The sequence below is a fragment of the Streptomyces sp. NPDC093109 genome, from assembly GCF_040701725.1.
Lineage (GTDB): Bacteria > Actinomycetota > Actinomycetes > Streptomycetales > Streptomycetaceae > Streptomyces.
The window spans coordinates 124,873-138,906 of record NZ_JBFBEZ010000002.1 but is presented as its reverse complement, the minus strand read 5'-3'; the positions used below and the strand labels follow the sequence as shown (position 1 = coordinate 138,906).

Here is a 14,034-nt window from a genome sequence, read left to right as displayed (position 1 = left end):
GCCCCCGCTCAGGCGCGTACGCCCCGGTGCAGGGCCACGACCCCACCCGTCAGATCGCGCCACGCCACCTTCGACCAGCCGGCCCGCTGGAGCCGGGCCGCGAGCGCCGGCTGGTCCGGCCAGTCGCGGATCGACTCGGCGAGATAGACATACGCGTCGGGGTTGGAGGAGACGGCGCGCGCGGTCGGCGGGAGCGCGCGCATCAGGTACTCCTCGTACACCGTCCGGAAGGGCGCCCAGGTCGGGTGGGAGAACTCGCAGATCACCACGCGCCCGCCCGGCTTCGTCACCCGGTACAGCTCACGCAGCGCGAGATCGGTGTCCTGGACGTTGCGCAGGCCGAAGGAGATCGTCACCGCGTCGAACACCTCGTCGGCGAACGGCAGCTTCGTCGCGTCGCCCGCCGTGAACGGCATCCACCCGTGCCGCTTCTTGCCCTCGCGCAGCATGCCCAGCGAGAAGTCGCAGGGCACCACGTACGCGCCGGTGGCGGCGAAGGTCAGCGAGGAGGTGGCGGTGCCGGCCGCCAGGTCGAGGACCTTCTCCGCCGGACGCGCGTTCACGGCCTTGGCGACCTCCTTGCGCCACCGCCGGGCCTGGCCGAGCGAGAGCACATCGTTGGTGAGGTCGTAGTTCGCCGCCACTTCGTCGAACATCGAGGCGACTTCGTGCGGCTGCTTGTCCAGGGATGCTCGGGTCACGCCCTCCATTGTGGCAGGGCGTGCCCCGGGCCTCCCGTGTCAGGGCCGTCAGGGCCGTCAGGGGCGTCAGGGGCGTCGGGGCCGTCAGGGGCGTCGGGGCATCAGCCATCGCCGTCGGAGCCGTCAGGGCAGGAGCCTCGGTGCCCGTTTCGCGGCGACGTCCTCCACCCAGCCGAAGAGCGCGACGGCGACGGCGATCAGCACCCACGCGACCCCGAACTGGAACCACTGGCTGTCGAGCGGCAGATCCTGCTCGAAGGCCGGGACGTTCCACATCAGATCGATCAGCGGCACGGACACCATCAGCGCCACCTCGTGCCAGAGATAGACCGTCACCGCGCGCGCGTTGAAGATCTTCACGATCCGGTCGGCCACCGGCCACCGCGCGAGCCGGCCGAAGTCCGGCCGGAACCGCAACAGCAGCAGCACGAACCCCCCGGACCACAGCGCCTGGGCGAGCGGGATGTCGTCCAGGTCGTACGTACCGTCGACCTGATGGCCGAAGGCCCACCAGCCGCCGACGGCCATCAGCGGCAGCGCCGCCCCGATCACCGCGCCCGGCCCCAGCCGGTCCAGCACCCCGTCGCGGTGGGCGAAGCCGAGCAGCCAGCAGAAGAGAAAGACGGACAGATCGCTGAGCGCGCTGCCGAGCCGCCCGTCCGGCACGCTCCACACCGTCTCGAAGACGACGACCGGGACGAGGGAGAGCAGCAGCACGGGAAGGGGCGCGAGCCGGAACGCCCGCAGCAGCACCGGCGACAGCAGCACGAACCAGAGGTACGTACGCAGATACCAGAGCACCGCCCACGCCTGCTCGCCCCACGCGTTGCCCGGCGGATCCCCCACCGGCAGCACCCAGTAGAGGATGTCCGCGCCGGGCAGCCATCCGTGCTTCGCCATCGCCACCACGAGGACCAGCGCGAAGACCCACAGCGGGATCAGCAGCCGCCGCAGCCTGCTCCGGATGACCCGCCCGGCCGGCCGCTCCAGGGAGCGGGCCATCAGCGACCCGGCGAGCGCGAACATCACCCCCATCGACGGGAAGACCAGCCCCAGCCAGGGCCATTCGAAGGTGTGGTACGTGACGACCCGGACCAGCGCGAAGGCGCGCAGCGCGTCGAAGTACCGGTCGCGGCCCCCGCCGGGCGCGGCTCCCGCAGACGCCTCCGCCGCCGCCCCTCTGCGGTGCGCGCCGCCCGCCATCAGAGCGCCTCCGTCCCGGCCTGCGGCGTGCCGACCTGGCCGGTGCGCTTCAGCTTCTGCCAGCGCAGCCGGCCACCCGTGAGCGCCGTGACGCTGGAGTGGATCAGCACGAGATACATCAGCTGCCGGTAGGCGACCTGCTGGAGCGGCAGCATCAGCAGATAGCGGTACTTCTCCCGGTCGAGCCGGAACGCGTACGCGGCGCAGAGCAGTTGTACGAGCAGGACGGCCAGCCACGCCAGCAGCGACGCCTTGAAGTCCACGAAGATCATCGCGTACACGGTGAACACGTCGATGAGGGGCGCGAAGACGGGCGTGACCACCTGGAAGAGCACCACGAGCGGCATGCCCACCCGGCCGAACCGGCCCGAGGGCCCCCGGTCCAGGACCGACCTGCGGTGCTTCCACAGCGCCTGCATCGTGCCGTAACTCCAGCGGTAGCGCTGCCGCCACAGCTGCCCGAGGCTCGCGGGCGCCTCGGTCCAGGCGCGCGCGTGCTCGGCGTAGACGACGCGCCAGCCGGCCCGGTGGAGGGCGATGGTGATGTCGGTGTCCTCGGCGAGGGTGTCCTCGCTCATGCCGCCGACCTCGAGGACGGCCTCCCGGCGGAAGGCGCCGATCGCGCCGGGGATGGTGGGCATGCAGCGCAGCAGGTCGTACATGCGGCGGTCGAGGTTGAAGCCCATCACGTACTCGATGTGCTGCCAGGCACCGATCATGGTGTCGCGGTTGCCGACCTTGGCGTTGCCGGCGACCGCGCCGATCCCCGGGTCGCCGAAGGGCTGGACGAGCAGCCGTACGGTGTCCGGCTCGAAGACGGTGTCGCCGTCCATCATCACGACGATGTCGTACCTGGCCTGCCGTACGCCGTTGTTGAGCGCGGCCGACTTCCCGGCGTTCTCCTGGCGGATGACGCGGACGTTGGGCAGCCCCAGGGACTCGGCGATCTCGGCCGTGCCGTCGGTGGAACCGTCGTCCACGAGGACGATCTCGATGGGGTGGGTGCTCGCGGCGAGGGAGTTGAGGGTGTTGGCGATGCACTCCTTCTCGTTGTACGCGGGCACGATGACGCTCACCGGTTCGTACACCGGCGGCCCCCACGCGAAGCGCCGTCTGTTGCGCTGCCGGTAGTGGCGGCGGGCGAGGATCAGCATCAGCCCGAACCGGCCCATCACGGCGACGCCGACGACCGCGAGACCGGCCGCGAGACCGGGTACGGACCACTCGGCGACGGCGACGGCGGCGATCAGCGCACGGCCCTCCCAGAGGGTGGTGCCGGTGGCCTTGTGGTGGGCGGCCTGGAGGAGGTTGCCACCCTGGGCGCTCTGCGGGCCCCCCTGATTCCCTTGCGGGCCACCGAACCCGTTTCCTCCCTGCTGATCCTGCTGTTGCTGCTGCTGTTGGGCGCCGCTGACCGTGGTGAAGGTGTAGCCCTTCGCCTTCATCTGCTTGATGTACTTGGGCAGCGCCACCAGCGTCTCGTCGCGGTTGCCGCCCGCGTCGTGGAAGAGCACCGCCGCGCCCTTGCCGCTCTTCGGCGTCGCCCACTTGATGATCTTGTCGACCCCCGGCAGCTGCCAGTCCTCGCTGTCGGTGTCGATGAAGACGCTGGTGTACCCCATCGCGCCGAGCCGCTGGTAGACCGGCCAGCTCTCATTGTCGATCGCGTCGTTCGTGGACGAGTACGGAGCCCGGAACAGCGTGGTCGTAATTCCCGCCGCGCCCGCCAACGCCAGTTGGGTCTGCGCTATTTCGCGCTTGACGCGGGCCGCGCTCTGGTACGAGAGATCGACATGGGTGAACGTATGGACGCCGACCTCGTTCCCGTCCGCGACCATCTTCTTCACCACGCCCGGATAGCGGGAAATCATGGAGCCGATCAGAAAGAAAGTGCCGGGTACGTCATTGTCGTCGAGGATCTTGAGTACCTGGTCGGTGTACTCGGGATCCGGGCCGTCGTCGAATGTCAGAACGATGGTTTTGTCGGCCACGGACTGGGTGCGCGGGCGCCCGTTCGCGAAGGTGAGAAAGGGCCCGCCGTCGGAGACCGAGTCGGGCACCTCGCTGCTGCTCGCGTCGGACCGTACGCGCTGGTCGCCGCCGACCTCGGAGCGCAGATAGCCGTCGAGCAGCAGCACGCTGACCAGCCCGACGAGGAGCAGCAGGGCCACGACCACGCGCGGCTTGGGGATCGCCTGGCGGCGGACCTGCCCGATACGGCTGGGGGTGGCGTGACGGCGTTTACGGCTGGAGGCGTTGGTGCTGTTGGTGCTGTTGGTGCCGGCCATCGGATCAGTTGCCACTGCCGGTCGAGGCAGAGGGCGCACCGGAAGGCGCGCCTGTGGGCATACCGCTCGGCTGTCCGCTCGGCGGCGCCGACGGCATCCCGCTCGGCGGCGCCCCCTCCCCCGGCGGTACGTTCCCCGCGCCACCGGCGCCGCCCCCGCCCTCCGCCGCCGCGGGACCGCCGTTGAACGGCGAGATCTCCGACGGTGTCAGGGAGATCCCGCCCATGAAGGCGAGCCCGAGCACGGCGACATAGCCGACGCAGACCACGCCGAACACGATCCCCGCGCGGCGCAGCAGCCGGGACCTGCGTCCTGACGTGTCCACGAATACGGGGCCTTCCCGGTGGCCGGTGCCACGCTTGCGACGGCGGCGGCCACGCGGCGCTGATCGGTTCTCAAGGGCGGAGTCGGAATGCATGCGAGCACGGTCGCCGTTGGTTATGTGTGAATCCTGTGCTTCCCGGTCGGCATTGCTATGAATGCGGTCCATCCCTGTCAATGAGCTGAGAAAAGCACCGCGCGGACCACCGTCCGGGGTACTCTCCGCACCCCATAACCCGCAGCGTGAAAGCGGCAGTTGGCAGAAGATCCCGAACAGCTTTCCGGGCTGCTGTGCGGTCCGTCACCCCATTCGCCCGTGAGAGGCTCGCTTCCGTCTTCTTGTCCTTCATGTCCTTCGTTCCGAGACGGAAATCACGAAAGCAGGTGCATTCACCATGCGGAGTTTCCCGAACCGGGCGGCGGTATGGCTGGCAGGAGCGGTCGCGCTGAGCCTGGCCTGCGCGGGCTGCTCGACGGGTACGGCCGCCGACACCGGCCAGGGCTCCGCACCTCCGGGCGCGCCGTCGGGGCCCGGCGGGCCCTCCAGCGATACGGGCAAGGGCGCGGGCACCGCCACCACCACGACCGCCTTCGCCCCGTACGTCAGCGCCACCACCGCCGCGAGCACCGACACGACCGGCTCCCCGGCCACGTACAACCTCGCCTTCGCTGTGGCCGACGGCACGGACGGCAGCGCCACGTGCGCCCCCGCCTGGGGCGGTACGGCGGCGTACGACAGCGCGGCCGTGGCGGCCCGTACGGCGAAGCTGACCGCCTCAGGCGCCGATATCCGGGTCTCCTTCGGTGGCGCCGCCAGCACCGAGCTGGCGCTCGCCTGCGGCAGTGCCGACAAGCTCGCGGCGGCCTACGCGAAGGCGCTCGACGCGATCGGCGCGTCCAAGGCCGACTTCGACATCGAGGGCAGCGCCCTCACCGACACCGCCTCGATCACCCTGCGGAACAAGGCGCTCGCCCAGCTCCAGCGGAAGCGCGACCTCGACATCACCTACACCCTGCCGGTGATGCCCGACGGCCTGGAGAAGACCGCGACCGCCGTCCTCACCGACGCCGCGAAACAGGGCGTGGACCTCTCGGCCGTGAACATCATGGCCATGAACTACAGCACCTCGGACACCGGCGACATGGGCGACTACGCCGAGAGCGCCGCCGAGGCCGCGCACGGCCAGATAGCCGACGCCCTCGGGCTGTCGTCCGCCAAGGCGTGGCGGGCCCTGCACATCACCGCGATGATCGGCGTCAACGATGTCGCCGGCGAGACCTTCACCCTCGCGGACGCGGCCCAACTCCGTACGTTCGCCCGGCGGAAGGGCGTGGGCGCGCTCTCCATGTGGGCGACCTTCCGCGATCAGCGGTGCGCGGACGGGGTGTCGACGGCCAAGGCGTCGGACACGTGCAGCGGCGTCGACCAGGAGACGGGCGCCTTCGCGAAGGCGCTCGCCGGTACGGAGACCGACTGAGCCGGTCGCTCAGGCCCGCCGGTGCAGCAGCCGCCCCGCGCACACCGTCGCCACGCACCGCCCGTCCGCGTCGAACACCGCGAGGTCGGCGCGGCCCGCCTCCACGATCGCCGTACGCCGGTCCGTCCGGTCCGTCCGGTCCGTCTGCCGGCCGCCCGGCAGGACCAGCACCCCGGCGCGCGCGGCGGCGGCCCGGACGCCCGGCTCCGCCGCGTACTCCTCGAGCACCGCCACCGCGCCCCGTTTCAGTACGGCGTGGATCCGCTCGCGCGGGCTCGGCGCGTCGGGCAGCGGCCCGTCGTGGACGAGCGCGGGCCCCAGGACGCCGCTCCACCGCCGTACCCGGGCGGCCGGGAAACGTTCCCGCAGGTCGTCGTACGGACCGATCGCGCCGATCCGGTCGCCGCTCACCACGACCGCGCCCACGGCAGCGCCCCCGGCCGAGTCGGGGCCGTCCCAGGCCGCACGGACCTCGTCGGCGGTGTGCAGGGTCTCCAACGCGGGCTCCGGGCTCTCAGTTGGTGGCGATGAGCTTCAGCTCGGGGTGGGCCGTACCGCCCTCGATCGCCGTCGACGAGATGTGCGAGGCCACGCGGTCGTCGACCGGGTCGTTCGCCGGATCGTCGTGCACGACGAGGTGCTCGTACGTCGTGGCGCGCTGCGCCGGGACGCGGCCCGCCTTGCGGATCAGGTCGATGATCTCCAGCCGGTTGGAGCGGTGCCTGGCCCCCGCCGACGAGACGACGTTCTCCTCCAGCATGATCGAGCCGAGGTCGTCCGCGCCGTAGTGCAGCGACAGCTGGCCGACCTCCTTGCCGGTGGTCAGCCAGGAGCCCTGGATGTGCGCGACGTTGTCGAGGAAGAGGCGCGCGATCGCGATCATGCGCAGGTACTCGAAGAGGGTGGCCTGCGTCCGGCCCTTCAGCTTGTTGTTCTCCGGCTGGTACGTGTACGGGATGAACGCGCGGAAGCCGCCCGTCCTGTCCTGCACGTCCCGGAGCATCCGCAGGTGTTCGATGCGCTCGGCGTTGGTCTCGCCCGTACCCATGAGCATGGTGGACGTGGACTCGACGCCCAGTCCGTGCGCGGTCTCCATGATCTCCAGCCAGCGCTCGCCCGACTCCTTGAGCGGGGCGATCGCCGTACGCGGCCGGGCGGGCAGCAACTCGGCGCCGGCGCCCGCGAAGGAGTCGAGACCGGCGGCGTGGATGCGCCGGATCGCCTCGTCGACCGTGACCTTGGAGAGCCGCGCCATGTGCTCGACCTCGGAGGCGCCGAGGGAGTGGATGACCAGCTGCGGGAATTCCTTCTTGATGGCGGAGAAGTGCTTCTCGTAGTACTCGACGCCGTAGTCCGGGTGGTGGCCGCCCTGGAACATGATCTGCGTACCGCCCAGTTCGACGGTCTCCGCGCAGCGGCGCAGGATGTCGTCGAGGTCGCGGCTCCAGCCCTTGGCGGTGTCCTTGGGCGCGGCGTAGAAGGCGCAGAACTTGCAAGCCGTCACACATACGTTCGTGTAGTTGATGTTCCGCTCGATGATGTACGTCGCGATGTGCTCGGTGCCCGCGTACCGGCGGCGGCGTACGGCGTCGGCGGCGGAGCCCAGCGCGTGCAGCGGCGCGGAACGGTAGAGGACGAGCGCTTCCTCGGGCGTGATCCGGCCGCCGGCGGCGGCACGGTCGAGGACGCCAGCGACGTTCACGGACGTGGGGTCGGCCTTTTCGGTCACTGGGGCGGGTCCTTCCCGAGGGGGTGCTGACGACCGATCCAGCCTACGCCAGGCGGGTCGGCGGACCGGCGAGCGGCCTGGCGTAGGCACTGACTCACCGGCCCTCGGGATCCGCTCACCGCTTCTGCGGGGTGAGCGTGCCGTGCGGAGTTCCGGCCGCCGCGTCCCGCGAGTCGTAGGTGACGCTGGAGCCGTCGCCCGCGAGGGAGTAGACCACCTCGACCGTGCCACCGGTGCAGAGACCTGCGGCGGAGGACTTGTCCGGATCCAGGCGCTCCGTGATCAGCAGCTCCCGGTCGTCGGAGGTGACGGAGACCAGCGTCCCGACGCCGTGGCACGCCAGTTCGTCGCCGAGGCCGGGGAACTGATTGGTCGTACGGACGACGGCCTCGCCCTTCACGCCCTTGCTGAATACGGCCGTGAGGGTGCCCCCCGGCAGGCCGGAACCGGTGGTGACGTTCCCCTTCCAGGTGCCCACGAAGCCGGCGGGCAGCTCGGCGATGCTCCCTCCGGCGTCGCCGGGCGCGGTGTCGCCGGGCGCGGTGTCGCCGGGCGCGGTGTCGCCGGGCGCGTCGGGCGCGGGCTCGGCCCCGGTGCCGGGCTCGGCGGCGGGCGCGGTGGCGGATCCGGTGGGGCTGGTTACCGTGCCGCTGCCGACATCGCTCGTACTGCTGCTGCCGCCACCCGGGAAGAGGTCGAGGAGGAACGCGCCGCCCACGGTCGCCACGGCCAGCGCGCCCGCCACGGCGAGGGCGATGGTGCAGCTCATCCTGCGGGTACGCGGCCGGGCGCCGGCCCCGGACGCCCCGCCCGGCGCCGTACCCGGATCCGTACCGCTGTCGGCGGTGACGGAGAAGGACAGCCGCTGCGCCGGCACCGCGTGGGCGACCGGCTCGGCGGGCGCGCCGGTGAGCGCCGGGCTGCTGAACGGTACGAGCCCGGTGTCCGCCGCCGAAGCCGGGCCGGCCTGGCCGACCGGCGCGACCACCGCCACGGGCGCCGCAGCGTCCAGGTCCAGCAGCCGCACCGCCGCCCGGCTGACCTCCTCCACCAGCGGCCCCGGCAGCCATCCGCCCGCCGCGACCAGCGCCCCCGCGCCGCCGTCGCCGGGCGCGAGCCGCCGGGCGATCTCCTCGGGCGCGGGCCTGGCGGCGGGGTCCTTGGCGAGGCAGGACGCGGCCAGCTCCCGCAACTCGCCGCCGAGGGAGCCGAGTTCCGGCGCCTCGTGCACCACCTTGTAGAGCAGGGCCGCCGACGAGTCACCGGCGAACGGCCCGGTCCCCGTCGCCGCGTACACCAGCACCGCGCCCAGCGAGAAGACGTCCGCCGCGCCGGCGACGGTCTTGGCCAGTATCTGCTCGGGCGACATATAGCCGGGCGAGCCGACCGAGACACCGGTCGAGGTGAGCGAGGCCGTGCCGTCGATGGCGCGGGCGATCCCGAAGTCGATCAGCCGGGGCCCGTCGAGGGTGAGCAGGACGTTCGACGGCTTGACGTCCCGGTGGACGAGCCCGAGGCCGTGCACGGCCGCGAGCGCCTCCGCGAGCCCGGCGCCCAGCGTCCGTACGGTCCGCTCGGGCAGCGGGCCGTGCCCGGCGACCGCCTGGGTCAGCGAGGGGCCCGCCACATAGCCGGTGGCCACCCACGGAACGTCCGCCTCCGGATCCGCGTCCAGGACCGGCGCGGTCCAGACGCCGCCGACCCGCCGCGCCGACTCCACCTCGCGCCGGAAGCGGGCGCGGAACTCGTCGTCGCGCGCGAAGTGCGGATGGACGACCTTGACCGCGACCGTACGACCGCCCTCGGAGCGGGCCAGATAGACCCGCCCCATCCCGCCCGACCCCAGCCGGCCGAGCAGCCGGTACGGTCCGACGGCCGCCGGCTCACCTGCCTCCAGCGGCTGCATGGACCCCGCCTCCCTGACTCGTCTGCGCAGCAGCCTAGGGGGTCGGACCGGGCCTACGGCGCGAGCAGTTCGACATGTACGTCCGCCGGGAAGCCTGTCGTAGGTCCGGTCCTGCGCGCGAACTCGGCGACGCCCGCGAGCTGGTCGGGGCCGAAGCGGAAGTCGAGCGTCGTGAAGTAGCGCTCCAGCAGCTCCGCGTCGAAGGACTCCCAGCGCGCCGCCTGCTTGGCGACCTGCCCGACCTCCGCCAGCGAGAGGTCCCGGGAGGCGAGGAACGCCTCGTGCGCCTTCTTCACATGCCACGGCTCGCGCGCCAGATAGTCCTTGCGGGCCGCCCAGACCGCGAAGACGAACGGCAGTCCGGTCCACTCCTTCCACATCTGCCCCAGGTCATGGACCTGGAGGCCGAGCCTGGGCGCGTCGTGCAGGGCGGCGCGCAGCGCGGCGTCGCCGATCAGGACGGCCGCCTCGGCGTCCTGCATCATCAGCCCGAGGTCGGGCGGGCACGTGTAGTAGTCGGGTTGGACGCCGTACCGCTCGGCGAGCAGCAGCTCCGCAAGTCGAACGGACGTACGAGACGTGGAGCCGAGCGCCACCCGGGCACCGTCCAGCTGCTCCAGCGGCACCTGCGAAACGATGACGCAGGACATGACAGGACCGTCGCAGCCGACCGCGAGGTCGGGGAATGCGACAAGGTCGTCTGCGTTACGGAGGAATTCGACGAGGGTGATGGGGCCGATATCCAGCTCGCCCCGAATCAGCTGTTCGCTGAGCTTCTCCGGGGTGTCCTTCGTCAGCTCCAGATCAAGGAGTGTTCCGGTCCTGGCGAGCCCCCAATAGAGGGGCAGGCAGTTCAGGAACTGAATATGGCCGACGCGGGGCCGGGTACGCCCGGGCTCACCGCCCGCCTCCGCCGCGACGCCCGTCGCGACATCCGCCACCGCTTCCGCCGGCACGTCCGTCATCACCGCTTCCGCCACCGCTGCTGGCGCTGCCGCTGTGTTTTCCTCGGGACTCTCCACATCGCGAGGCTAGACCTGTGCGGCGGTGGAGGCCGATCCGGGGCGCCCGGGGAGCCCGCTCGGCGTGCCGTTTCGTCAGCGCGGAGGGCGCTATACAAACGTCCGGGTGAAGTGATCTTTCCCTCTACCGCTGCACGCGGAGTGCGTGCTAGGCTCGCCGCAAGTTGCAGTTTGGTTTCCCTTGCAGTACAGAGCCTGCGGAGCATGTGACCCGCAGGCTTTTGTAGTTTTCAGACTTCTTTGCAGGTTCTGGAGCAGGGCAACCCTTTGGCCCAAGGAGGGCTTATGGCTACCGGAACCGTCAAGTGGTTCAACGCTGAAAAGGGCTTCGGCTTCATCGCCCAGGACGGCGGCGGCCCGGATGTCTTCGTCCACTACTCCGCGATCAACGCGTCCGGGTTCCGCTCCCTCGAGGAGAACCAGGTCGTGAACTTCGACGTCACTCAGGGCCCGAAGGGCCCGCAGGCGGAGAACGTCACCCCGGCCTAGTCTCCCGGGTCGGCGATCGCGCACGACTTAGCAGTAACCAAGGAGCCCTGCTTCCCCCACTCGGGTGGGGAAAGCAGGGCTCCTGCCTGTGCGGGGTGCGCCGGCCGCCGGCCGCCGTATACGGCGCGGTTACGAACCGTAACGGCAGCCCGCTCCGTGCCCGCTCCGTGCTCGCTCCTACTGGACGGCGCCGTCCTCCTGCGTCCGGTTGGACTCCAGGCGGGCGTCCAGCCTGGCCTTCGCGTGGTCGACCTTGGGGGCGAGCTGGGCGGACATCTCGTCGCGCTGCTTGCGCAGCAGGACGAAGCTGAGCGGCGCCGAGACGACGAGGGAGAGCAGCAGGACCCAGATGAAGTTGGAGTCGCCCAGGCCCTTCGGCAGGATGCCGAACTGGACCAGGACGGCCACGACGGCGAACGAGCCGACGAAGATGCCCAGGCGCATGACGCTGTACCGGATGGTGGCGTTCGTCTTCGCAGCGGTCACGGCGGGGCCTTCTCTCTCGTCTGGTGTCCGAACAAGTCAAGCATGTCCCGTTCGGTACCTGTTCCTTCGGTACCTGTTCCTCGGTACCTGTTCCTCGGTACGCACTCAGCGGTGCAGCGGGAGCAGCATCGTGATGTCGTCGCGGTCGTCGCCCGGGGAGACCCTGATCGCGTCGGGGACGCGGCCGACCTCCTTGTAGCCGCAGGCCGCGTAGAACGTGTCCGCGCCCGTACCGCCCCGGCAGGTGAGCCGGATCGCCTCGATGCCGTCCAGGCCGCGCGCGGCGTCCGCCGCGGCGGCCATCAGGTCGCGGCCGTAGCCCTTGCCCTGGTGGCCGGGGTGCACCATGACGGTGTAGAGCCAGAGCCAGTGCCGCATCAGCCGGTGGGTGTTGAGCGTGAGGAACGCCGTCGCGGCGACGGCGCCCGTCTCGTCGTACCCGACCAGCAGCCGGGACCGGCCCTCGGCCATCGCCGTGAAGTGTTTGAGCAGCTCGGGCCGTATGTCCTCGGGCGTCACGGGCGGTACGAAGCCGACGGCGCCGCCCGCGTTGGTGACGTCCGCCCAGAGCGCGAGCAGCCCGTCGCGCAGGGCGGCGTCCACCTTCGGGTCCAGCTCGAATATGAGTGCCACGTCCGGGACCGCCTCAGATCCGCATGGGCTGCGGGGACTCGCGGCGGTCCGCGTCAGGACCCGGGTACTCGCGGATGATCTCGTAACGGGTGTTCCGCTCGACGGGGCGGAAGCCCGCGTCGCGGATGAGGTCGAGCAGGTCCTCACGGCCGAGCTTGTTCGGCGTGCCGTAGTTGTCCGCGTCGTGCGTGATCTTGTACTCGACGACCGAGCCGTCCATGTCGTCCGCGCCGTGCTGGAGAGCGAGTTGCGCGGTCTGGACGCCGTGCATCACCCAGAAGACCTTGACGTGCGGGACGTTGTCGAAGAGCAGCCGGGAGACCGCGAAGGTCTTCAGCGCCTCGGCACCGGTGGCCATCGTCGTCCGCGCCTGGAGGCGGTTGCGGACCTTGCCATCCTTCATGTCCACGAAGTCGTGCTGGTAGCGCAGCGGGATGAAGACCTGGAACCCGCCGGTCTCGTCCTGGAGTTCGCGCAGCCGCAGTACGTGGTCCACCCGGTGCCGGGGCTCCTCGATGTGCCCGTACAGCATCGTCGCCGGGGTCTTGAGCCCCTTCTCGTGGGCGAGCCGGTGGATACGCGACCAGTCCTCCCAGTGGGTGTTGTGGTCGACGATGTGCTGCCGGACCTCCCAGTCGAAGATCTCGGCGCCGCCGCCGGTCAGCGACTCCAGACCGGCGTCGATCAGCTCGTCGAGGATCTCGGAGGCGGAGAGCCCGGAGATCGTCTCGAAGTGGTGGATCTCGGTGGCGGTGAACGCCTTGAGGGAGACCTGCGGGAGGGCTTCCTTGAGCGCGCTGAGCGAGCGCGGGTAGTAGCGCCACGGCAGCGTCGGGTGGAGGCCGTTGACGATGTGCAGCTCGGTGAGGTTCTCGCCCTCCATCGCCTTGGCGAGGCGGACGGCCTCCTCGATGCGCATGGTGTACGCGTCCTTCTCGCCCGGCTTGCGCTGGAACGAGCAGTAGGCGCAGGACGCCGTGCACACGTTCGTCATGTTGAGGTGACGGTTGACGTTGAAGTGGACCACGTCACCGTTCTTGCGCGTCCGGACCTCGTGCGCGAGCCCGCCGAGCCAGGCCAGGTCGTCCGACTCGTAGAGGGCGATGCCGTCCTCACGGGTCAGCCGCTCACCGGCCCTGACCTTCTCCTCCAGCTCGCGCTTGCGACCTACATCCTGGACAGATGCAGTCATCAGGCCGCCTCCCATACGTCTACCAATCGGGCGGTCCGAGCCTACGCCCCCCTACTGACAACGCCCGAGGCGGCCCTCCGACGGACCGGCGGGGCACGGCTTTCCCGGGCTCACTCCTCGGGCAGTTCACCGACCCGGTTCTCCCACTTCGTGGAGAGAACGATGGTGGTGCGCGTCCGGGAGACGCCCTTCGTGCCGCTCAGCCGGCCGATCGTCCGCTCCAGGCCGTCCACGTCGCCGGCCCTGACCTTGAGCATGTACGAGTCGTCGCCCGCGATGAACCAGCAGTCCTCGATCTCGCTGAGGTCGCGCATCCGCCGGGCGACGTCCTCGTGGTCGGCCGCGTCGGAGAGGGAGATCCCGATCAGCGCGGTGACGCCGAGACCGAGCGAGGCCGAGTCGACGGTGGCGCGGTAGCCGGTGATGATGCCGGCCGTTTCGAGCCGGTTGATACGGTCGGTGACGCTGGGGCCGGAGAGCCCGACGAGCCTGCCCAGCTCGGCGTACGAGGCCCTGCCGTTCTCCCTGAGGGCCTGGATGAGCTGCCTGTCCACGGCGTCCATATGGATTAAAGCCTTCCATTATT

At 70.6% G+C, this 14,034-nt stretch carries 14 protein-coding genes; 2 read left to right on the top strand and 12 right to left on the bottom strand.

Annotated elements, in window-relative coordinates; all coding sequences use genetic code 11:
- Positions 1–8: 8 nt before the first annotated feature.
- The 4 genes from AB0389_RS02960 to AB0389_RS02945 all read right to left on the bottom strand — a co-directional run bounded on the left by AB0389_RS02960 (position 9) and on the right by AB0389_RS02945 (position 4,610).
- Positions 9–701, bottom strand: coding sequence for a demethylmenaquinone methyltransferase (locus AB0389_RS02960; RefSeq protein ID WP_366393550.1), 693 nt, complete (start codon positions 699–701; stop codon positions 9–11).
- A 123-nt stretch (positions 702–824) separates the two neighbouring features.
- Positions 825–1,904 carry an acyltransferase gene (locus AB0389_RS02955; protein ID WP_366393549.1) on the bottom strand — a complete coding sequence of 360 codons (1,080 nt, stop codon included), beginning with the start codon at positions 1,902–1,904 and terminating at the stop codon, positions 825–827.
- Complete coding sequence (locus AB0389_RS02950) at positions 1,904–4,192, bottom strand: bifunctional polysaccharide deacetylase/glycosyltransferase family 2 protein (RefSeq protein WP_366393548.1); 2,289 nt, start codon at positions 4,190–4,192, stop codon at positions 1,904–1,906. The genes AB0389_RS02955 and AB0389_RS02950 overlap by 1 nt, the downstream gene beginning before the upstream one ends.
- A 4-nt stretch (positions 4,193–4,196) precedes the next feature.
- Complete coding sequence (locus tag AB0389_RS02945; protein WP_366393547.1) at positions 4,197–4,610, bottom strand: hypothetical protein; 414 nt, start codon at positions 4,608–4,610, stop codon at positions 4,197–4,199.
- A 298-nt stretch (positions 4,611–4,908) separates the two neighbouring features.
- Here AB0389_RS02945 and AB0389_RS02940 point away from each other — a divergent pair, with 298 nt between their 5' ends.
- A complete protein-coding gene (locus AB0389_RS02940) occupies positions 4,909–5,991 on the top strand; it encodes a hydrolase (RefSeq protein ID WP_366393546.1) in 1,083 nt (360 codons plus the stop codon).
- A 9-nt stretch (positions 5,992–6,000) separates the two neighbouring features.
- Here AB0389_RS02940 and AB0389_RS02935 read toward each other — a convergent pair whose 3' ends face one another.
- The 4 genes from AB0389_RS02935 to AB0389_RS02920 form a co-directional block, all read right to left on the bottom strand.
- The gene (locus AB0389_RS02935; RefSeq protein ID WP_366393545.1) at positions 6,001–6,489 is read right to left on the bottom strand and encodes a hypothetical protein; all 489 of its coding nucleotides are present in this window, start codon (positions 6,487–6,489) and stop codon (positions 6,001–6,003) included.
- Positions 6,490–6,505: 16 nt separating this feature from the next.
- On the bottom strand, positions 6,506–7,720 hold the full coding sequence (mqnC, locus tag AB0389_RS02930; protein ID WP_366393544.1) for a cyclic dehypoxanthinyl futalosine synthase: 1,215 nt from the start codon (positions 7,718–7,720) through the stop codon (positions 6,506–6,508).
- A gap of 115 nt (positions 7,721–7,835) precedes the next feature.
- Positions 7,836–9,626: a protein kinase gene (locus AB0389_RS02925; protein ID WP_366393543.1), complete on the bottom strand. Its 1,791-nt coding sequence runs from the start codon at positions 9,624–9,626 to the stop codon at positions 7,836–7,838.
- Between the two features lie 53 nt (positions 9,627–9,679).
- On the bottom strand, positions 9,680–10,591 hold the full coding sequence (locus AB0389_RS02920; RefSeq protein ID WP_366393542.1) for a menaquinone biosynthesis protein: 912 nt from the start codon (positions 10,589–10,591) through the stop codon (positions 9,680–9,682).
- A gap of 342 nt (positions 10,592–10,933) precedes the next feature.
- Between AB0389_RS02920 and AB0389_RS02915 the strand changes: the two genes are divergently transcribed.
- Entirely contained in the window at positions 10,934–11,137 is a 204-nt protein-coding gene (locus AB0389_RS02915; protein ID WP_003967102.1) for a cold-shock protein, read from the top strand.
- Between the two features lie 177 nt (positions 11,138–11,314).
- Here the strand turns inward: AB0389_RS02915 and AB0389_RS02910 are convergent, their stop codons facing one another.
- From AB0389_RS02910 to AB0389_RS02895, 4 genes are all read right to left on the bottom strand, one after another.
- Complete coding sequence (locus AB0389_RS02910; protein WP_366393541.1) at positions 11,315–11,623, bottom strand: DUF4229 domain-containing protein; 309 nt, start codon at positions 11,621–11,623, stop codon at positions 11,315–11,317.
- 105 nt (positions 11,624–11,728) lie between these two features.
- A complete protein-coding gene (locus AB0389_RS02905; RefSeq protein ID WP_366393540.1) occupies positions 11,729–12,256 on the bottom strand; it encodes a GNAT family N-acetyltransferase in 528 nt (175 codons plus the stop codon).
- A gap of 13 nt (positions 12,257–12,269) precedes the next feature.
- Positions 12,270–13,463, bottom strand: a complete 1,194-nt coding sequence (gene mqnE, locus AB0389_RS02900; RefSeq protein WP_366393539.1) for an aminofutalosine synthase MqnE — start codon at positions 13,461–13,463, stop codon at positions 12,270–12,272.
- Positions 13,464–13,558: 95 nt separating this feature from the next.
- Positions 13,559–14,011, bottom strand: coding sequence for an Lrp/AsnC family transcriptional regulator (locus tag AB0389_RS02895; protein WP_366393538.1), 453 nt, complete (start codon positions 14,009–14,011; stop codon positions 13,559–13,561).
- Positions 14,012–14,034 lie beyond the last annotated feature (23 nt).

Coding starts and splice junctions, on each gene's coding strand:
- AB0389_RS02955 (WP_366393549.1), bottom strand. CDS start 1,904: ATGGCGGGCGGCGCGCACCGCAGAGGGGCGGCGGCGGAGGCGTCTGCG.
- AB0389_RS02920 (WP_366393542.1), bottom strand. CDS start 10,591: ATGACGGACGTGCCGGCGGAAGCGGTGGCGGATGTCGCGACGGGCGTC.
- AB0389_RS02925 (WP_366393543.1), bottom strand. CDS start 9,626: ATGCAGCCGCTGGAGGCAGGTGAGCCGGCGGCCGTCGGACCGTACCGG.
- AB0389_RS02950 (WP_366393548.1), bottom strand. CDS start 4,192: ATGGCCGGCACCAACAGCACCAACAGCACCAACGCCTCCAGCCGTAAA.
- AB0389_RS02895 (WP_366393538.1), bottom strand. CDS start 14,011: ATGGACGCCGTGGACAGGCAGCTCATCCAGGCCCTCAGGGAGAACGGC.
- AB0389_RS02945 (WP_366393547.1), bottom strand. CDS start 4,610: ATGCATTCCGACTCCGCCCTTGAGAACCGATCAGCGCCGCGTGGCCGC.
- mqnE (WP_366393539.1), bottom strand. CDS start 13,463: ATGGGAGGCGGCCTGATGACTGCATCTGTCCAGGATGTAGGTCGCAAG.
- AB0389_RS02940 (WP_366393546.1), top strand. CDS start 4,909: ATGCGGAGTTTCCCGAACCGGGCGGCGGTATGGCTGGCAGGAGCGGTC.
- AB0389_RS02915 (WP_003967102.1), top strand. CDS start 10,934: ATGGCTACCGGAACCGTCAAGTGGTTCAACGCTGAAAAGGGCTTCGGC.